The sequence below is a fragment of the Pseudomonas lyxosi genome, assembly GCF_047758685.1.
Classification (GTDB): Bacteria; Pseudomonadota; Gammaproteobacteria; order Pseudomonadales; family Pseudomonadaceae; genus Aquipseudomonas; species Aquipseudomonas lyxosi.
This window is the reverse complement of the sequence record NZ_CP180481.1, coordinates 2,115,579-2,135,901: the sequence shown is the minus strand read 5'-3', so window position 1 is coordinate 2,135,901 and position 20,323 is coordinate 2,115,579. Positions and strand designations below refer to the sequence as shown.

Annotated in this window: 14 protein-coding genes; 8 read left to right on the top strand and 6 right to left on the bottom strand. The window is 59.1% G+C overall.

All coding sequences use genetic code 11. From position 1 onward, the window contains the following. Positions 1-18: 18 nt before the first annotated feature. The 6 genes from ACMXYI_RS09930 to ACMXYI_RS09905 form a co-directional block, all read right to left on the bottom strand. On the bottom strand, positions 19-7,098 hold the full coding sequence (locus tag ACMXYI_RS09930; protein ID WP_415773085.1) for a TcdA/TcdB pore-forming domain-containing protein: 7,080 nt from the start codon (positions 7,096-7,098) through the stop codon (positions 19-21). 519 nt (positions 7,099-7,617) lie between these two features. Continuing rightward, entirely contained in the window at positions 7,618-9,321 is a 1,704-nt protein-coding gene (gene cobJ, locus ACMXYI_RS09925) for a precorrin-3B C(17)-methyltransferase (protein ID WP_415773084.1), read from the bottom strand. Continuing rightward, positions 9,321-10,052 (bottom strand): precorrin-2 C(20)-methyltransferase, encoded by a 732-nt coding sequence (locus tag ACMXYI_RS09920; protein ID WP_033053597.1) that lies wholly within the window; start codon positions 10,050-10,052, stop codon positions 9,321-9,323. Before ACMXYI_RS09920 ends, cobJ begins: the two co-directional genes overlap by 1 nt. Next, a complete protein-coding gene (locus ACMXYI_RS09915) occupies positions 10,052-10,678 on the bottom strand; it encodes a precorrin-8X methylmutase (protein ID WP_415773083.1) in 627 nt (208 codons plus the stop codon). The genes ACMXYI_RS09920 and ACMXYI_RS09915 overlap by 1 nt, the downstream gene beginning before the upstream one ends. After that, positions 10,671-11,978 (bottom strand): precorrin-3B synthase, encoded by a 1,308-nt coding sequence (cobG, locus tag ACMXYI_RS09910; RefSeq protein WP_415773082.1) that lies wholly within the window; start codon positions 11,976-11,978, stop codon positions 10,671-10,673. The genes ACMXYI_RS09915 and cobG overlap by 8 nt, the downstream gene beginning before the upstream one ends. A 158-nt stretch (positions 11,979-12,136) precedes the next feature. Then, complete coding sequence (locus ACMXYI_RS09905; RefSeq protein ID WP_415773081.1) at positions 12,137-12,790, bottom strand: hypothetical protein; 654 nt, start codon at positions 12,788-12,790, stop codon at positions 12,137-12,139. A gap of 248 nt (positions 12,791-13,038) precedes the next feature. Here ACMXYI_RS09905 and cbiE point away from each other — a divergent pair, with 248 nt between their 5' ends. The 8 genes from cbiE to ACMXYI_RS09865 all read left to right on the top strand — a co-directional run bounded on the left by cbiE (position 13,039) and on the right by ACMXYI_RS09865 (position 20,284). Beyond that, the gene (cbiE, locus tag ACMXYI_RS09900; RefSeq protein WP_415773080.1) at positions 13,039-14,250 is read left to right on the top strand and encodes a precorrin-6y C5,15-methyltransferase (decarboxylating) subunit CbiE; all 1,212 of its coding nucleotides are present in this window, start codon (positions 13,039-13,041) and stop codon (positions 14,248-14,250) included. Beyond that, positions 14,243-15,340, top strand: coding sequence for a cobalt-precorrin-5B (C(1))-methyltransferase (locus ACMXYI_RS09895; protein WP_415773079.1), 1,098 nt, complete (start codon positions 14,243-14,245; stop codon positions 15,338-15,340). Before cbiE ends, ACMXYI_RS09895 begins: the two co-directional genes overlap by 8 nt. Further along, entirely contained in the window at positions 15,337-16,071 is a 735-nt protein-coding gene (locus tag ACMXYI_RS09890) for a cobalt-precorrin-6A reductase (protein WP_415773078.1), read from the top strand. The genes ACMXYI_RS09895 and ACMXYI_RS09890 overlap by 4 nt, the downstream gene beginning before the upstream one ends. 254 nt (positions 16,072-16,325) lie before the next feature. Continuing rightward, complete coding sequence (locus ACMXYI_RS09885) at positions 16,326-16,637, top strand: hypothetical protein (protein ID WP_415773077.1); 312 nt, start codon at positions 16,326-16,328, stop codon at positions 16,635-16,637. A 48-nt stretch (positions 16,638-16,685) separates the two neighbouring features. Beyond that, positions 16,686-17,084: a DUF2946 domain-containing protein gene (locus ACMXYI_RS09880; RefSeq protein WP_415773076.1), complete on the top strand. Its 399-nt coding sequence runs from the start codon at positions 16,686-16,688 to the stop codon at positions 17,082-17,084. Positions 17,085-17,132: 48 nt separating this feature from the next. Then, positions 17,133-17,612, top strand: a complete 480-nt coding sequence (locus ACMXYI_RS09875; protein WP_415773075.1) for a copper chaperone PCu(A)C — start codon at positions 17,133-17,135, stop codon at positions 17,610-17,612. A gap of 20 nt (positions 17,613-17,632) precedes the next feature. Beyond that, positions 17,633-18,082, top strand: a complete 450-nt coding sequence (locus ACMXYI_RS09870; RefSeq protein ID WP_415773074.1) for a DUF2946 domain-containing protein — start codon at positions 17,633-17,635, stop codon at positions 18,080-18,082. An 84-nt stretch (positions 18,083-18,166) separates the two neighbouring features. After that, complete coding sequence (locus ACMXYI_RS09865; protein ID WP_415773073.1) at positions 18,167-20,284, top strand: TonB-dependent copper receptor; 2,118 nt, start codon at positions 18,167-18,169, stop codon at positions 20,282-20,284. Positions 20,285-20,323: the final 39 nt, after the last annotated feature.

Sequence of the window (20,323 nt, the reverse complement as noted above, 5' to 3'; positions counted from 1 at the left end):
GTCTGTGGCTGTCAGAACTCAATCTTCTATTTTTTCAACTATTGCGGTGGGCAAAATGTCTTTGAGTAACACACTGCTCGTGTTGCCTTTCCTGGCAACCAGGGCACTCACCAGTGTTGACACCGCGAAGGACTGATAGCCGCTCATCGCCAGAAATACGTTCCGTTGCAAAACGACATCGGTCGAGAACACGTCGCGAAAGATCAAACTGTGTCCGCTGTCCGCATCCACAATCACCAAGTGCTCATCGACCCGGCTCGCCCACAACTGATCCGCAACCACGATATCCCAGACCAGTTTTCCCGGAACCGAAGGCGAGTGGTCGAGCGAATGGCGGCAATCGACAATGACCGATTCAAGTTTCAACCATGCCGCTCTGGTAAGCCGACAGGTCGTTGAACCTTGACCCAGTTTGAGCACCAGGATGCTGACATCATCGGCAATCAACGGAAGCAGGTCCGAAAGCGTTTTCGGTCCCTCGACCACCAGTACTTCGGCGTTTCGCTCGACATAGCCGAGCGGCCCGACCTTGTTGTTCTGCGGATAGGTGCGCAAAAAACCATCCCCGCGGTCATGCAGCATCGCATTGGTTTGATGCCGGGTGCCGACGAGCGTGAATTGCGCAGCAATAGCGGTTTTCGGAATGCGGATCAACCGTCCGGTCCGGACCACGTACCACTGTTGGTAGTCGGGGTCTTTGACGGACAGGAAATCGGCGCATCGATGTTCGTTCGCCAGCGCCGCCAGGCCCTCACTCAATTCACCTTCCAGAGCAGCGATCCAATGGCTGTCAACGCCGGTAATCCGTACCGGTTCGTTGTGCTGTAAATCCACCTCCACGCCTTCAAGCGTCGTTGCCCTCAGGCCAGAGCCTTCCACGGTTACGTCGCTAAAGGTCCAGCTCGACCATTCCTGCGTCGGGGCTGGCAATGCCTCAGCCAGTAACAGTTTCGTTCCCTGGGCAAATGCCGTGCTCAAGTGGTCTGGATTGATAAAACCCTGGCGGACAACCTTGCCGGTTGAAAGATCAAACAGCCAGGTGGCCTGATTGTCTGGAGTAATACTCAGTAGCCGTACTTCTTTGCCGTGCCCCATTTCAGCGAGCAGCAGCCGACCATCCAGGTACCAGGCGCACAAGGCATCGCCCTTGAAACCGGTCAAACCCAGGATGGCAAAACTCGGCACCGGGTATTGCAACGCAACCGTTGCCAGCGCCGACCACCACTGGGTTTTGCCCTCGAACCAGTGCTCGGTCAGCCCGCCAAATCTCAGATTCCCGTCCGGCGTAATGTCAAAGAACAGACCAGAGTCGGTCAGGGCGAGATAGCCCCGCTCAACGGCGATAACATTCTTCAGCCCAGGGGGGGCGATTTCTCTGGACGACCATTGTGCGCGCCCCTCCACCATCGACCTTTGCTTTCGCACGAGCCTTCTCTGAGGCTTGTCGTAGGTAACGAACACTTCGCCCTCGGCACCGGCAGGGGCGATGAGCAGAAGATCATTCAAAGCCTTGATCGAGTCTGCCCATCCCCGAGCATGGTGACGCCTGGCAGGTGCACGAATAATCACCCCGTCACTGCTGCGCACCCAGACCAGATCCCGCCACGTGTCATCGATCTGCCAACAAATCGAAACCAGTGCACCGGGACGCCAGTTAACTGTATTGGCGGACTCTGCCCACAAGTGATAGTCGCCCAGTACCTGCTTCCAGTCCGTCAGCGTGTCAGCCTCCAAAACAGCCTGCAGCGCAGGATCCTGACCGCGGGTAATCGAGCTGAGCAACACGGCCCGATCATGGATCACATAGGTCAGTTCATCGTGCTGGCCGTCCTTTCCAGTGAGCTGCTGCACGATCTGAATGCCGCCATTGGTCACGGCCTCACAGCGGACAATCGCCATGTTAATTCGTACAAGCAAACGATAGTGCTGTACCAGCGTCCCGGTGTTCGCATCGACCTGCCAGACATCGAAAGACTCGGGGTGATAGAAGTAAGCCGAACCCTCCAACACCGCGCCCAATATCACCTCATCGGACAACAGGACATTCGGGTCGCGGATGTACAGAAAACGATCCTGTGCCGAGTCGTAATACGCGACTACCGTCCTGGGTTGGTGCGGCTTTTCAAACGGCACCACAAAGTTGTGAACCGGGGTATAAGGCATGGCTAGGCGATGTTCACGGGCCAATGACTTGAAGTGATCCAGCAACGCTTGCTCCCCAAGCGCCGGATTGGCCACTTCTTCGACCACCTCCAGCCGCAGGGCGGCAAGATCCACACGCACGATTTTGTTATTCGACAGCTTGAGCAACACATGGTGAACGCCACTGCCACTGAATGTCACATCCAGCGTCCCCAAGACAAGGCGCCCCCCGGCTTCTATCTGGATGTCTGCCTCCACCAGCCATGGAGTCAGCAGTACCCATTGCATGGCAATGTGACTGGGTGCGACGAGTTCAAGGCGCACCCCAGGATTGAGCAAAATAGAACATCGAGCACCGGCCCCTTCTACCCGGTAGGACACCAGGTCATGCCACGCCTTCGGCAGCACAGGTACCGCCAGTGAACGCTCGACGTTATCGAGGCGAACGTTGAATACCGTGGGTTTGTAGACCGAGTTCAGCCGGTTGACCGCGTATTCACCGGGAAACGAGTAGAACGAAAACATAAACTGCCATTGCCCCTGTTCGTTCTTTTTCTCCAGTCGACGTGCCGTGTCGTACCCGCCGGCATGACGAAACGTGACAAACGGCAGCAACTTGTATTGGTAGCCGTACCAGGTCTTGGGTGTGCAGGGCAGAACGATTGTCTGTCCTGCCTGTGGTGAGAAACGCGCCGAGTCCGGCAACTCAAGGCCCTGACGAATATCGATGGCGCGGTTGTAATCCACATCGTAATCCGGGACCCCGAAATGGTCCCGAAGCGGGAACAGTTTCGGACTGTCGAAATGGACGGTGGATGCGCGCAAATCCACTCCGGTGAATACCAGCAACGGATGCGTAATCCAGGCATTCGACGCCTTGTCCAGGTAATAGCCGCCTTGTAAATAGGCCTTTTCCAGCCCATCAAAAAACAGCGCGACCTCCTTGACTTCCTCCGCAATGGTCCCAAAGCCTTCGGCCAGCGCTGTAACGCCCACCGCCAGCCCGCCCAGAATCACCCCGACACCCCCAAGCACCCCGGCCACCGTACCCGCGCCAGCCAGTGCCGCACCCAGACCGGCTGCGCCTACCACCGCACTCGCGGAGTCAAAGGCCAACTGCGTTCCGAACTGCGCCTTTTCAATGTCATTGGTGGCGTGGTTTAACTGATAAATATCAAACCCGACATTCACCAGCCCCAGTACAGTACCGACGCCTTCATTGGCGACATGCCCCAAGGCCTTTTGCACCAACGGTGCGCTGGTGCGGGCGATCAGCTTTTCATCGTCCAGCGCCTGACGCACCAGTTTCACAATGCCAATCAAATCCACCGCGTTGCCATGGGCCAGTTGGGCGTAGTTGACATAGGCGTGCAGGCGAATGGCGGTGGTCAGGGCCTTGTCGCCACCGCTCGCAGCACTCTCGTGATGACGCAGCGCGTTCATCAAGGCTTGTACGGTGAACCCGGCATTAAGCGTATGAACGCTGCCGGCGTCCGTCGGATCCGGCGAATTGACCGGTGCACGCGGGCGAGCGGCCAATGAATGGAAGGTTTCGGAGAGGAAGTTTTTAATTCTCAGGAGCCGGTGATCGCTGGTGGTGACACGCACAATGGTCTTCGCGGCATCGGTGTTGACCAGACTGATGTTGTATTCCCCTGTCGGGGTTATCTCCAGCGTCTCGAACAACGCAACAGCGCCCGGCGACAGCCCGTGTTGCTCCTGCAACTGCCGTGTCGCCTGCGCGATCTGCTCACCCCACCAGTGAGCGTCCAGTTCCAGCAACGAACTGCCCAGCACCGTATTGTTGACCAGCGACTGCCCCCGGGCACTGGCCAGCCGTTGTCTTACCCGCGGCGCAGCCTGCTCTGGCAACGCTCCCGGGTCCGACAGGCTTGAGACCTGAGCTCCGGACGAAAGCACCATGGCGTTCAACCCGGCGCCATTGAGTTCAATCAGATCAAAGGTCGGACGCGCCACATCGCCAAAGGCTGCGTAATGCCTGGCCATCTCCTTGCGAATAAAAAAATGTGTCAGCGCCTCACCGAACGCCGAGGCAGTCGTAAACTCGAAGATCCCGAAATTCGGATCGTAGAGCAGGTAAGTGCTGTGCGGCCCCTCAAGCGTTTTTGCAACCAGCATCGAGTGGTTGTCAGAGTTGAGCATCACGGAGGTGGTGGCCGTCTTTTCTTCCAGCATCGCTACGATCTGAGTCAGATCGGAGCGCATCAATGGCTTGCCTATTTCATTGAGCGGAGCGTCACGCAGCTCCTCGAGCATGTTCACAAACGCCCTTGAGTCGGCGGCTTCAGGTTCGGTAACTGCCAGGTAAAAGCGCTCCCGCAAAGTGTTGGCCGCGGCGCTGTTTTTATGGAGCGCAGCAGCCATGGCCAGTGCCAGCGGGTAACAGCGCCCGGCAACCCGGTCGCCCGCGCCCTCGAGCAACAAGTCCTGGGGCACCATTTTGAAACTGCCGTGATCGAAGCTCTCCAGCACTTCACCGATTCGTTCGCCGATCCGGTCGCGGTATTCGAGCTTCGCCACTTGCTGAATTCTGGCAACCCAATGTCCCCATTCAACCAGGGTCAGCAGGCGTTCGAGTGCCTGCTTCTTGAGTTTGACACTGGTTTCGGACAAGGCCACGGACGGGTTGGAAGCACGCTTCAACCCTGCAAGGAACGCCGGGTGACGTTGCTTGAACAGCTCCCGTTCAATGGCCCCGTAACGGTGGCTGACCCCCAACTCCGACATCGCATTGGCAAGGTTTTCAAGCGTTGCACTGGCGGCGTCAAAACGCTGATTATCCAGTGCATTGACCCCCAACAGGCCACCCAGCAACAGACGTTGCAGCGGGTTTAGTTTCACCGTGAGAAGCGGGTCTTTGGCGACCTGGCTCAGCAGTTCATCCATCGACAGATTTTGTATCGCTGCGTCCGGGAGGGATGCCGGGGGGCGGATGCTGGCATCCTGAGCGATGATCGCTTGCCGGTCATCGAAGCTCAGGGACAATGGCTTTTCAAACGTCACGCTGCCGTTGTGGCGCTGACTCATCGCCTGGCGAAATGGCTCTCCAAGGTCATCCGCCAGTTGCTGCAACAGATCGGTGATCAACACATGACGACCTTCGATGACCGGCCATCCTTCCTCGAAATCAATGCTCTGGTACTTGAGCAGCTGTGCCATGTTGCCTGTGTAACGAGCTTTCAGCGCCCCGTCGGTCCAGCGCTGCTTTTCTGCGTTGAGCCAGGAATCAAGGTCTACGGCATTTTCTTTCCAGGAATGATCTCTTTCCTCTTCCGTAACGTTGTTAAACCCAGCGTGCACTCGCACGGCATCCCTAAACGCCTTGGAGGCCTGAGGTGTCAGGGTTTTGCTTTCGAAGTCCACCAGACCGGCACGCAAAGCCGCCGGTCCCGTCAAGAATATCGAGCCCTCAGCCTGGGGACGAATGCCGTCACTGAAATAATCTGCGATCCCCATGCACAGGTTACTGGCCCGATAATCTTCGTCGCCAGCTTGTTGATCGACGATATCGAATTCCTCCCTGAGTACTTCCTCTGTCAGTTCATAAATGGCATTCCTATCGTAGAATTTGACTCCTCGTTTGTTGGCCTGGAGTTCAACTGCCAGCAGTGCACGCTGGTGGATTTCAAACCGCTCGATAATGGCTTCCAGCGCAGCTGACCCGGGATGGCTAACAATCAGCGCATTGGACTCGCCGTGGTCGATCACCGCTAACCGCAAACTGTCGGGTCGAACAGCGTAATCCTCGAGCGGTACAAACACCTGTTCTAACGCTGGCGAACTTTTGGCAAACCGCTCCAGGGCATCTCGATGCGCCGCAGGTATTCGTCCGGTGTAGTCGGTATAGCGACTGCGCAGAGTCTGCCGGCTCGGCATCCAGTGAGGATTGTGGTCAAGCAACACCTGAAAAACTTCGAGTCGTGCGCCGAGATCTAGTTTGTCAATTTCAATATCAGCCATTTTCTGAACAAGCGGCGGCAAGAAATCCACGTCGTTATAGATCCCGCCTTCGTCATGTTCCACCAGTACCCGCATAATATCCGAGGCCGCCGCAAGGTTGCCGCGCAAAGACATTTCACGGTTATAGAAATCTCCCATTCGAGAGAAGGTCGGAAGTTCATGAACATCGCGCAATCGAATGTGCTCGTCATTGAGGCCGGTCATGACTTGAGCGTTTTTATTGCGCAAAGCGCGCAGGTTTTCTTCCTCCTGACCGTAACCGCGAACCAGCAAGTCCATTCGTGCCTGATCGGCACTCTTGCCAAGTTCGATCGCCCGATTGATGTGTTCGTACATCTGGCGCTTCAACGCCGTGGCTCGCTCTTCATAGAGATCGGCCAAGTCGTGGCCGGAGGTAACACCCTGCCCTTCGCCAGACAACACATCAGCCTTGGCCGCCTCGACGATGATTCGGTTGGTTTCATGAACCAGCAATCCATCGCTGTCATACCAGACATTCAGCTCGTAGCCTTTATTGGCCATGACCTGATTCCAGACATTAATATAATCGCGCTGAATATCCCCGAGACCTCCCCCCAGCCAGATGAAGTGGAGCTTTTTTGGCACTTGCACTGCTGTCGACATGATCTGCGAGACATAATTGTTCAAACGCCCTTGAAACGCTTCGACCCGGTCGTAGATCTCAGTCAGATCGGGTGCCTGGTTGGCACCGGGACTGACCGGCAACTCCAACTCAGAGGCGCGCCGACGACGTATTTCAGACCCGGGTAACGCTGCCAGGGCCTCCTTGAGTAACCCAATCGGCTCCCGTTGCCGTTCAGGCTTGGGCGTATTGATACACGCAAAGTAATACCGGATGATCGCCTCATACTCTGGTGTTTTATTGAAGTCCTGCAGTGCCTTTTCAAGTTCATCCAGTTTAAAAAGGCCGATAAATTCCTTGAAACCCGCCGCCTTGCCATCCACATAGCTCATAACGCATCACACCCTTTTCAATCAAATAAGTTCAATAAGAAAACATCCACACGCGAAGCGACACGCCCGACAGACAGACAAGTTCGGACACTATTTCAACTTCGTAATTAAATGTGAAAAGCACTCGATAAAGAGCCGAAGACTATTTAGGAAATAACAAACACCCAACAGGGCCAGCCCTCACCAGACCGAAAAAACACTAATTGATAACAACCAAGACTTCAACCACACACTTAAGCAATTAATTAATTACACTTAAGCCATAGAGCAAATGTAACTATTAAACTTTCGCCCTAAAACACACTTACAATCTGCGCACATCAAGAAGGACCAAGGCCTCTAACGACTGTTTCAGAACATGAAAACAGCGGAAGTAAAAAAACTTATGCGCAGGCACGACAGTTCAACACTCGCGCCGCCGATTTACGACGTCAATACGAGCGTGTTTCCGGTGTCTTTCAGTGAAAAATCTTACGCGGTCGAGGGGCAGTGGCGGCCAGCAGAACTGACCGCCATGGCTTAACTGGTCGGTTTTTCGCCGTACCAACGAGGCGTATACACCCACTCGCCCCCCTCGGCACGAGGGAACACGCAGGTGGTGGACGAACCGATCAGCACCATGGTGCGCATATCGACCTGGTCGGGGGTCAGTTCGCCGAGCGTGGTAACCCGTAGCGTCTGACCAGGACGGCCAATGTCGCGGCCCAGCACAACCACTGTTTCCGGTGTGCGATGCCGGCCGACGATTTCCAGCGCCTGACCCAATTGCCACGGCCGCGCGCGGGAGATCGGGTTGTAGAACGCCAGCGCCAGATCAGCTTCGGCGGCCAGGTCCAGACGCTTCTCGATGATCGCCCAGGGCTTGAGGTTGTCCGACAGGGACATCACGCAGAAGTCATGGCCCAAGGGCGCGCCTGCTTGAGCAGCCGTCGCCAGTGACGCGGAAACACCCGGAAGGATTTCCAGATCGACGCTGTGCCAGCTCGGCTCGCTCGACTCATGCAACGCTTCAAGCACCGCCGCCGCCATGGCGAACACGCCGGGGTCACCGGACGAAACCACAATCACCGAACGGCCTTGCGCCGCCAGCTCGAAGGCGTGACGGGCACGCTGCATTTCTTCGCGGTTGTCGGTGCAATGCAGCACCTGGTCTTCACGGAACGGCCCGGCCATGCGCACGTAGGTTTCGTAGCCGAGTACGTCGGTGGCCCTGGCCAGTTCGGCCTTGACCGCTGGCACCATCAGTTCGGCGGCGCCAGGACCCAGGCCGATCACCGCCAGACGACCGCGTGCACGGCCGATCTGCGCAGCGTCCAGCGGCTGAGTAGCCACCGCGATGGCAATGCCGGTATCCGCTGACACGATGGTAGCGTTCGGCACGGTGTGGCGGGACAACTCGCTAACGCCGCCGCTGACCGACGCAAACCGCAGAGGCACACCCAGTTCAAGTGCCGCTTCGCGCAATGTCGTGCTGGCCATGTTCAGATCGCTGGCCAACAGGCACGCCACCGATTGCACGGCGATTTTCGCTTGATGCAGGGCCGTGCGAATCGCGCCTGGCAGATCCGTTCCCTCGCCGCTCACCGCCACCAACACATTGCGCGGGTAAATCATCAATTCATTGGCTGTCGGTGTCCGCTCGGCATGGCCGACATGAATCGACAGATGCGCTTGAGGATCTTGCGGCAACTGCGCCTGCGCCAGCCACGGCGCAGCCCCTTCGACGCGTACGCTTTGGCCGGCGAGCAAATCCGAGACGAAGCGCTTGCCCAGTTCCAGATCGCCGAGGGCGTAACCGCTGGGTGGATTGAGCAGGCAGGTGCCGAAGCGCAATTCACCGCTGGTGGTGATCGCCGCAGCCACCTCGAGACCGGCGGCAATCTCGCGTGCCATGACGTTCACGCCACCTAGGCCACCGAGCAGCGGCACCACGGCGCTGCCGTCTTCAGCCACGGCCAGCACTGGCGGTTCGGCGCCTTTTTCCAGCAGTAGCGGCGCCAGGGTGCGGATCACAATGCCGGCCGCACACAAGGCGATAATCGGCGTGTCGTGCTGATAGAACTCACGCAAAGTGGCGCCGAATTCGTGATAGACGCGGTCCGCGCCTTCCACCCGTTCGGCCAGACCATGGATCAATGCGCCAGGGTATAGCTGCGCAATCTTGCGCGCGGTCGCGAGGCTGCCATTGCCCAGAATGACAATCGCCGGAACTGGACGGGCCATCAGCCTTGCCACCGTTCGCCGGGCACAATGATCAGCGAGAAGTATGGCGAAGACATCGGCTCGACCTGATCCAGCGGGACGATTTTCTGGTTGGCCATGGTTGCGCGCTCAACGTACAGCGCACGCTCCGCCAGCCCGAGCTCTTCGAGCACCTGACGGACCTTGGGAAAGTTGCGCCCCAGCTTCATGATCACGGCGGCATCGGCATCGGCCAGGCGACGCTTGAGATCGTCGGCAGGCAATACGCCTGACAGGACCGACAAACTCTGATTGCGATACACCAGCGGCGCGCCCAATACGGAGGCACCGCCGAGCATCGAGCAAACACCCGGCACGACTTCGGCTTCATAGCGCTCAGCCAGACGATCATGCAGGTACATGTAGGAGCCGTAGAAGAACGGATCGCCTTCGCAGATCACCGCCACGTCACGGCCAGCGTCCAGGTGCGCGGCGAGTTCTTCACCGGCCGCATCGTAGAAATCGCTGATGACTTGTTCGTACGACAGCGGCGCCGGCAACGCTTCGGTGGTCACCGGATACACCAGCGGCAGCAGCGTTTGCGCGTCCTGCAAATGCGCCTCGATGATGCCGAACGCGTTGCCCTTTTTGCCCTTGGCGACGAAGTACGCCACCACCGGCGATTCGCGCAGCAGGCGCAGGGCTTTGACGGTAATCAGTTCCGGATCACCGGGGCCGACGCCCAGGCCGATCAAACGTCCAGGTTGCTGCATCATTCGATCTCCGTGGCGAGGGCATTGACGGCGGCGGCGGCCATGGCACTACCGCCCAGGCGGCCTTGCATGATGACGAAGGGCACGCCGCGACTGTCTGCCGCAAGCATAGCCTTGGATTCGGCGGCGCCGACGAAGCCTACCGGGAAGCCGAGAATCAGCGCCGGTTTCGGTGCGCCGGCATCGAGCATTTCCAACAGATAAAACAGTGCAGTCGGTGCGTTGCCGATCACCACCACGCTGCCTTCCAGGTGCGGGCGCCACAGTTCCAGCGCGGCGGCGGAGCGGGTGTTGCCCAGCTCGCGGGCCAGATCAGGAACGCTTTCATCGCGCAGGGTGCAGATGACCTGATTGTTCGCAGGCAAACGCGTGCGGGTCACGCCTTCACTGACCATCCGCGCGTCGCACAGAATCGGCGCACCGGCGGCCAACGCATCGCGCCCGGCCTTGCCCGCGCCTTCGGAAAATTGCAGGCCATCGATGGCGTCGACCATGCCGCAGGCGTGGATCACACGGACCGCGAGTTTTTCCAGGTCGGCCGGAATACGCTCGAGGTTGGCCTCGGCACGAATGATCGCGAAGGAGTTGCGATAGATCTCCTGACCGTCGCGGATGTAATCAAGCATCAAGGGGGCTCCGTGAGCGGGCGTCGAGCAAGGCTGCGACCGCTTCAATAGTAAGGTTGTGTGCATGCAGCGCGCCGAAACCCGGCTGCGCTGCATCGCGAAAATAGAGGTCGTAGTGACCGGGAGAAACCGCCAGCAAAGTCACCGGAGCGATGTGTGCGGCAGCGCAGGAACGCTGGCAGCCGGACAGGTGCACGTTCAGTGTCTGGCCGTGACGTTGCAGCAGCGCCGCCAGTTGTCGGGCATCGCCCTTGGTGTCGGCCAGGCCTTTGCCGCAACCCGTCGAGCCGGTGCAGGCGATCAGGTGCGCCAAGGCATCGTCGGCCGAGCAACGCAGGCCGAGCTGTTCAAGGTTGTGGATAACTTGCGGTGCATCGTCGACATGGACACCGGGTAACAACAGGCTTTGCCAAGGCGTGAAACGCAGGCTGCCGTCGCCCCGTTCACGAGCCAGCTGTGCAGCGCCTCTGAGCATTGCGGGGTTGAGACGGCCCAGAGGCGGCACCGCGCCGATATACACATGCTCGGCGTCGCGCTGTGGATGAACGCCGATGTGCAAGACACCCGGACTTACCTTGCGCTGCCAACCCGCGATGGGCATCAACGGCACACGTTCGGCCAGACGGGAGAGAAAATCGTCGAGCGAGCATTCAGCGAGCAAATGCCGCATGCGTGTCTGATCGGGACGCGCCAGGTCGAGAAACAATTCAAGCACCGCGACCACCAGCGCGTGGCCCTGCTCCAATGACACCGCGCCCGCAGGCGAATCCACAGGGCAACCTGCCAGGCCAAATGCAAAAACCAGTTCGCCGTCTCGTTCAGTGGCGGACAACCACAGGTCATGGGGATGTTCGAGCATCGCCAAGCCTTCGCCACCATCCAGTTGCACGGCGAACTTGGCGCTGAGGTCGTGGAAGCGTTCATCGCTTTGCAAGGTGGCGAGGATCTGTTCAGCCAGCGGACGCGTATCGAACAGCATCTGCTGATCAATCCCGGCGCTCGGGCTGAGCATCAGATTGCGCACATCGTCGCCAGCGGCAGTGCTTGGGCCCAACCCGGCAGCCATCAGGCCATCGATCAAGGCGCCATGTTCACTGCCGATCCCGCGAATCTGCAGGTTGGCGCGGTTAGTCGCCTCGATCACGCCACCGGCAAAGCGTTCGGCCGAGTGGGCCACCGCTTCGGCCTGGGAGGCTCTGATCGAACCGCCATTCAACTTGATCCGGCAGATACCGCCATCCAGCGCCTGGACGATACGCAGCAACCCCGGGCAGGCCGAGGGGCGTAAAGCGGTGGACATCGGGGGGCGTTCGTTCAATGAGTGGCCGGCTGACTGGATGCACGTGAAGGGCGAAGGGCTGCCATTATGCCTGCTTTGCCCGAGCGCATGAAAAGTCTGCCGGTCGGAAACGCTGCCGAAGTATCAATCAAGCAAAAGAATGCTTCGGCCTGCGTGGATTAGAGCTCGTACTCGCTGAACTCGAGCGCAAGGGCTCGCGTGGCTTCTTCCACGCTTTGTCGAATGGCGTCCATGTCTCGACGCTTGATCTCCAACCGCCGAATCCGGATATCCAATTGGGACAGACTTTGGTCTATCGTCCAGAACAGATAAGGTGTAGTGATGCCCAACTTGATCAACCTGACATGACTGACCACCATTTCCAGATCTCCGTTGGGTGTATAACTGACCGGTACGATGTTGAATCCGCCTATTTTCCCACTTAAGCCCGCAATCTTCGCCAGCAACCTGGTGTCACTCTCCAGTTTTCCAAGTACTGCTCCAACCTGTGCTATTTGAGCGCTCGTGAGGTAGGGACGTGCCACTTCCAACCAAGCCTGTTTCAAACTGCCCGAAAACTGCGGCTTGATGTACTCGACAGGCTCGGCAAGTTTCCAATCCATTGACCAAAACATACCGGCGTAATGATCGAACCAAAGCCCCGGCTGCGTCTCGCTCTTTGCGACTTTGTCCGCGCCATGCTGGGCCAGATAAATACAGTTTTTGACAAAACCATTGTCGGCGATAGTCTGACCGGCAATGCCGGTCAGCAGCACATTATTCATCATCAGCGCATCATGTTCGATGACACTTTCAGCTAACACGTTATCCATATAAGTTTCTTTCATCCTTGATAGTGTCGCAGCCAACAGTAACGACGGGGCAAATATTTAATACATATAAGATTGCGCAACTTGAACAAAAATAAAACTACCAAAACCATCATTACAACAGACAATTTTTCGTCAACATTAAGTGTCTGCAACCCGAAGTCCCCTTTCCCGGCCATAGGCCTGCGCCAGATGACAGAAGCCGCGCTATCATGTCGCCTTTGACGATGAACATTGGATTAAGGAACAACATGGCCTCCTGGCTGACAGTAGTGGGCATCGGCGAAGACGGCTTCAAGGGCCTGGGCAAAAACGCCCGGCACGCTCTGCTGTGCGCTTCGCGGATCATTGGCGGTCAGCGGCAACTGGATTTGCTGCCGGTGTGCATCCGTGGCGAGCGGCAGTTGTGGCCCAGCCCTTTCTCCCTTGAACCGGTTTTGGCGCTGCGCGGCGAACCGGTCTGCGTGCTGGCCAGCGGCGATCCTATGTTCTTTGGCGTGGGCGCAAGCCTTGCCCGGAAATTGCCCAACGATGAAATGCTGATACTGCCGGCACCCTCCTCTTGCTCGCTGGCGGCGGCGCGAATGGGCTGGCCGTTGCAGGATGTCGTCACGCTTTCGGTGGTTGCCCGTCCCATCGCCGCACTCAATGCGCAGTTGTTCAGTGGTGTTCGCTTGCTGGTGTTGAGCAACGACGGCAGGAGCCCGGCTGCAATCGCGACACTGTTGCGTGAACGCGGTTTCGGGTCGAGTCGCCTCACCGTGCTGGAACATCTGGGCGGTGCCGCCGAACGACGCATCGAGGGTGTCGCCAATGACTGGAACGATCCTGTGATCGCCGATCTGAATCTGATCGCCATCGAGTGCATCTCTGACCCCAACACGCAGCGCCTCTCCCGATTGGCCGGCCTGCCGGACTCAGCCTTCAAGCACGACGGCCAACTGACCAAACGCGACGTGCGTGCAATCACCCTCGCCCGCCTCGCTCCGATATCCGGTGAACTCTTGTGGGACGTCGGCGCTGGCAGCGGCTCGATCGGCATCGAATGGATGCGCGCCCATCCCAGTTGCCGGGCGCTGGCCATCGAGGCGGATGAAGGACGACAGCTGTTGATCGAACACAACCGAGATGCCCTCGGTGTTCCCGGCCTGCAGCTGATTCGCGGCAGTGCACCGCTGGCCTTGGCCGGGCTCGAGGATCCAGACGCCATTTTCATCGGTGGCGGTGTCACCCGCGAGGGCGTGCTCAACACGTGCTGGGCCGCACTCAAACCCGGCGGCCGACTGATCGCCAACGCCGTCACCTTGCAAAGTGAAATGACCTTGATGGCCTGGCGCGAGCAGCACGGCGGTGAGCTGACGCGCATTCATATCGCTCAAGCGCAACAGCTGGGGGACTTTGATACATGGCGTCAGGCGTTGCCGATTACCTTGCTGGAAGTGACGAAGCCTTTCGATGCGTGACGAAACCGCCGAACAACCCGCACCGCTGCGCAGCGGTTTGACGACAGGCAGCTGCGCCACCGCCACCAGCCTGGCCGCTGCACGATTGTTGCTGGAAGGCACGCATTCGGACGCGGTGGACATCGTCCTGCCCAAAGGCAAGCAGGTACAGATGCGTCTGGAGTTCTGCCGGTTGCTGGATGATGGCGCCGAAGCCGGAACCATCAAGGACGCCGGCGACGATCCGGACGTGACCCACGGTGCGCTGCTCTATTCCCAGGTGCGACTGAACACGGCGCCGGGCATCCGCTTCAATGCCGGGCGCGGCGTCGGCACGGTGACCCGGCCGGGGTTGGTGCTGGGCGTAGGCGAACCCGCGATCAACCCGGTGCCGCGCAAGATGATCACCGACCACTTGACCCTGCTGGCCGAGGAACTCGATTACCGCGGCGGTTTCGAGGTCACGGTGAATGTCGAGGGCGGTGAAGCGCTGGCCTTGAAAACCATGAACCCGCGCCTGGGGATTCTCGGCGGTTTGTCGATCCTCGGCACCAGCGGCATCGTCCGACCGTTTTCCTGCGCGGCCTACATTGCCTCGATTCATCAAGGCATCGATGTGGCAAAAACCAACGGCTACCTGCACATCGCCGCATGCACCGGCAACGCCAGTGAAGACACCATGCGCCGGGTCTACGACCTGCCGGAAATCGCCCTGATCGAAATGGGCGACTTCGTCGGCGCCGTGCTCAAACATCTGCGCAAAGTGCCGGTGGATAAACTCAGCCTCTGCGGCGGCTTCGGCAAGATCAGCAAACTGGCGGCCGGGCACATGGATTTACACAGCCGGCACTCGAGCATCGACCTGCCGCAACTGGCCAAGTGGGCGGCGGCGATTGGCGCCGATGAGGCGTTGCAGCAAGGGATTCGCGAGGCCAATACCAGCCAGCAAGCCTTGGCGATGGCCAGCGCTGTGGGTATCGCGCTCGGAGATGCGGTGTGTCAGCACGCCCTGGACTTTGCTCGCAGCGTGGTGCCGGCGCAGGTTCAGGTCGAAGTGTTTGCCATTGATCGACAAGGCGGGATTGTCGGCCATGCGGGAGCTTTTCAATGAAGCGCATATTGCTGCTCGGCGGCGTGACGGAAGCCTTGGCCATCGCCCGGACCCTCGGGCCAGAACACATCTATAGCCTGGCCGGCGTGGGGCGTGTGCCGACGGATCTGACCTGCCAGGTTCGCGTTGGCGGTTACGGCGGTGCCGAAGGGCTGGCGCAGTTCATTCGGGATGAAGGGATCGACCTGCTGCTGGACGCAACCCACCCCTACGCCGCACAAATCAGCCAGAACGCAGCCACCGCTGCGCGGTTGAGCGGCATTGCATGCTGGGCGTTAAGGCGCCCGGCCTGGCAACCACAGACCGGGGATGACTGGCGAGATGTCAGCGACTGGGCCGAGTTGATCGAAGCGCTGAAACCGTTCCGGCGACCGCTGTTCACCCTCGGCCGCGAACCGTTGCAGTATTTGCATGAAATCCCTCCAGAGCAATTCTGGACCCTGCGTGCCCTGGACGTTTACCCCGGCAACGAACGCTGCGAAGTCATCGGCGCGCGTGGGCCGTTTCTGATTGAGGATGAACGTCAGCTGTTTGAGCGTCGGCAGATTGATGTACTGATCAGCAAGAACAGCGGCAGCACGGCGACTGAGCCGAAACTGGAAGTGGCACGGGAGCGTGGGGTGCCGGTGATAGTTTTGCAGCGGCCGGTGTTGCCGGGAGTTGATCGGGAGTTTGGGTCGGTGAATGACGTGTTGGCAGCCCTGACAGCAGAATCAGTACAAAACCTGTAGCAGCTGGCGAAGCCTGCGTTCGGCTGCGCAGCAGTCGTAAAATCAAACATCTCGGTCTTTCAGGTTAATCGTGGATGCAGGATTTACGACTGCTGCGCAGCCGAACGCAGGCTTCGCCAGCTGCTACAAAAAATGCGCAACGCCCTACCTATCTATCGGACCTCACCCACAACATCATCCAACGCGGCTGACTAGTCAGGTCGCAACCCCGTCCCTATATTCCGAGTCCCAGAATGTAGCGCTCGGAGTGCCGAATGACCGAACAATTCACTCGTTTCGATATTGCCGAGTTTCTCCTGACACCTGCCGATATGTGGAATTACCTCAAGGCCAGTGAGGAGGAAGATTCGGGAGACGGGGATTTCATTCGTTTGGCGTTCAGAGACGTCAAACACATCATCCGCGCACGAATCCAAAGTGACCCACAATTTGCTCAGGCATTGCGAAACGAAGTCGCTACACTCTTTCATAATGGCAAGCCAGAAATGGCTCATAGGATGCGCCACCTATTAACTCAGGCGCTGCGACACCACACCGCACGCCGCTTTTTTACTTATCGGCCCTGATCAGGCTAAATAGCCGCGCCTGATCGCCCACCCAACCGGATTTTTCCCATGTCCCGACAACGGCTCGCATTTGCCTGGATCGCCTGCTTCGCAGTGCTGTTCAACATGCTCGCCATGCCGATGACGGGAGCGATGGCGCAGACGGCGAAATCACCCGCAGAGCAGTTGTTGTGGGGCAGTTTCTGTTCGTCCAGCGGCACCAAGATGGTGGCGATTTCCCTGGGCGATATCGAACAGAAAGCCCCGCAGAGTGACGATCACTCCAACATGCAGCATTGCTGGTGCTGTTCAGGTTCCGCGCCACTGGTGGCGTTGCCGGGGCATATGCCGCAGCTCTATTTCGCGAGTTTCGATGCCAATCGAAGCCTGCCTGACGCCTCTCTCGATACACCGACACCGCGCCAGCAATGGCCGAGCCTCAACCCCCGCGCGTCCCCTCTGGTGTGATTCCTTCTCGCAATTGACCTGCGTTTTGAATCGTTCTGGAGAACTGCCATGTTGAACAAACTCATCGTCCTGGCTGTGTTGCTGCTGCCTGCCTGTTTTGCCAATGCTCATGAATACAAGGCCGGAGAGCTGGAGATCGCTCATCCGTGGTCGCAAGAGTTGCCGCCAAACGCGCCAACAGTCGCGGCGTATTTCGTGATTCACAACAGCGGTAAAACGGCCGACCGACTGCTCAACGTCGACTCGCCGATTGCAGGCGAAGCCCAGCTGCACGAGCATGTGATGCAGAACGATCTGATGAAAATGCAGCAAGTACCGAGCGTTGAAATTCCGGCCGGCGGCGAAGTCACTTTTGCGCCGATGGCCTACCACGTGATGCTGGTAAACCTGAAAGACCGCAGCCTGTTGAGTGACGGCAAACGCTTCCCGCTGACGATGCACTTCGAAAAGTCCGGCGACGTGACGGTCGAAATCTCAGTGCAGAAGAAGCCGCCGGAAAGCGTGCAGATACACGCCCACGCCCAGTAAGCGACTGAGCGAAAACGCCCATGCGCCCGCTTAGCGCCAGGTCATCCGCACACCGTCGTCAGCCGTTAAGCCTGACGCGCGGCAGCTGGATCAGCCTGTTCGCCATGTTGATGATCTTTATCGGCCCGCTGATTTCTCAGTCGATGCCGATGGATCAACGCGCCTCATCGATGACCATGAACATGTCGATGGACATGATCATGGACATGTCGACGATGGAGCACGCGGACCACGACGCACAACCCGCTGCCGAACACTGCCCGCCCAAAGCCTCACATCACGCGCTCTGGGAAAAATGCGGCTATTGCAGCCTGCTGTTCAATTGTCCGGCGCTGACCGGTGGCCAGTCCTTCGTCGCATACGACACGCCAACAGCCACCACTTTCACCACACCTTCCCCTCGCCTGGGCCACGCCCGGCAAACCTTCTTCCCCGGCGCCCGCACCCGCGCCCCACCCATCGCCGCGTAAACACCCACCTCCGATCTCACACGGTTTAGAAGACAGCCACAGGCTGCCGGCCGTGTCGTTTACGACTGTTCGATGGAAATTGTCATGTCCAGGTTTTCTGCTGACACACGCTTGAGCGCTGCCCAAGCTTCTTTTGCCCCGAACGAATCCAGTATTCGTTTCAGGCACGCCACCGCCTTACTTTGCGGTGCAATGCTGACACCCATGGTGCTGGCCGATGAACACGCCGGTCACAGCGAAGAACTGAGTCCGACGGTGATCACCGCCATCGCGCCGAGTTCGCCACTGACCATCGTCACCAATCCCAAGGACCCGCGCCAACCGGTGCCGGCCAGCGACGGTGGCGATTACCTGAAAACCATTCCCGGCTTCGCCCTGGTGCGCAATGGCGGCACCAACGGCGACCCGGTGCTGCGCGGCATGTTCGGCTCGCGGTTGAACATCCTCACCAACGGCGGCCAGTTGCTCGGCGCCTGCCCCGGCCGAATGGACGCACCGACCTCGTACATCTCGCCGGAAACCTACGACAAACTGACCGTGATCAAAGGCCCGCAAACCGTGCTCTGGGGACCGGGCGCGTCGGCCGGGACCATCCTCTTCGACCGTGAGCCGGAAAGCTTTGGTGAACTCGGCACGCGAGTGAACGCCAGCGTACTGGCTGGCTCCAACGGCCGCTTCGACAAAGTGCTGGACGCCGCGGCTGGTGGCCCGCTGGGTTACGTGCGAGTGATCGGCAACACCGCGCATGCCGACGATTACCAGGACGGCAACAACGACACCGTGCCGTCGCGCTACGACAAGTGGAATGGCGACGTCGCGGTGGGCTGGACCCCGGACGCCGACACCCTGCTGGAACTCACCGCCGGCAAGGGCGATGGCGAAGCGCGTTACGCCGGGCGCGGCATGGACGGCTCGCAGTTCAAGCGCGAAAGCCTGGGCCTGCGGTTCGAGCAGTCGAACATCGGCGATGTGCTGGATAAGGTCGAAGCGCAGGTTTACTACAACTACGCCGACCACGTGATGGACAACTACACCCTGCGCACGCCGTCCGGCACCGGAATGATGGCAGGTCCCATGGCCTCCAACGTCGACCGTCGAACCCTCGGCGCACGGATCAAAGCCACCTGGCGCTGGGCCGATGTGCAGTTGATCGGCGGCATCGATGCGCAGACCAGCGAACATCGCCAGCGCAGCGCCATGGGCATCGACGTCTACAAGGAATTGCCGCGCAACAAGGACGCCGACTTCCACAACTACGGCGTGTTCAGCGAATTGACCTGGTACGCCGCCGACCGTGACCGGCTGATTACCGGCGCGCGACTGGACCGTGCTTCGGCCAAGGATTTCCGGCAGACCACTGGCTCCGGGATGATGGCGCGCCCTAACCCGACCGCCGACGACACCCGTGCCGACACCCTGCCAAGCGGCTTCGTCCGTTACGAACATGACCTGGCTGACAGTCCGACCACGCTATATGCCGGACTCGGTCACACCCAGCGTTTCCCGGATTACTGGGAGCTGTTTTCACCCAAGTCCGGCCCCGCCGGCTCGGTGAATGCCTTCGACTCGATCAAGCCTGAAAAAACCACCCAGCTCGACTTCGGCCTGCAATACAAGACCGAAGATCTCGAAGCCTGGGCCTCGGGTTACGTCGGGCAGGTGCGCGACTACATCCTGTTCAACTACACGCCAACAATGATGGGCATGACCTCGCAAGCACAGAACATCGACGCGCGAATCATGGGCGGCGAATTGGGTGCGGCCTACAAGCTGACCAGCAACTGGAAAGCCGACGCGACCCTGGCCTACGCCTGGGGCAAGAACAGCAGCGACGGCAACGCACTGCCACAAATGCCGCCGCTGGACGCACGTTTCGGCCTGACCTACAGCGAAGACAACTGGAGCGCCGGCGCCTTGTGGCGCGTGGTCGCGGCGCAAAACCGCATCGACCAGAACAAGGGCAACGTTGTCGGCAAGGACTTCGACAAGACCGCGGGGTTTGGCGTGTTTTCGCTCAATGGTGCGTACCGGATCGACAAGCACTGGAAGGTCAGCACCGGCGTCGACAACCTGTTCGGCAAGGCTTACGCCGAGCACTTGAACCTGGCAGGCAACGCCGGTTTCGGCTACCAGGCCAATGACCCGCAAGCCATCAAAGAACCGGGGCGCACGCTCTGGACCAAAGTGGACATGAGTTTCTAACAAGAAAAGTCGAGAGATCGCCGCAGCGATCTTTCGACA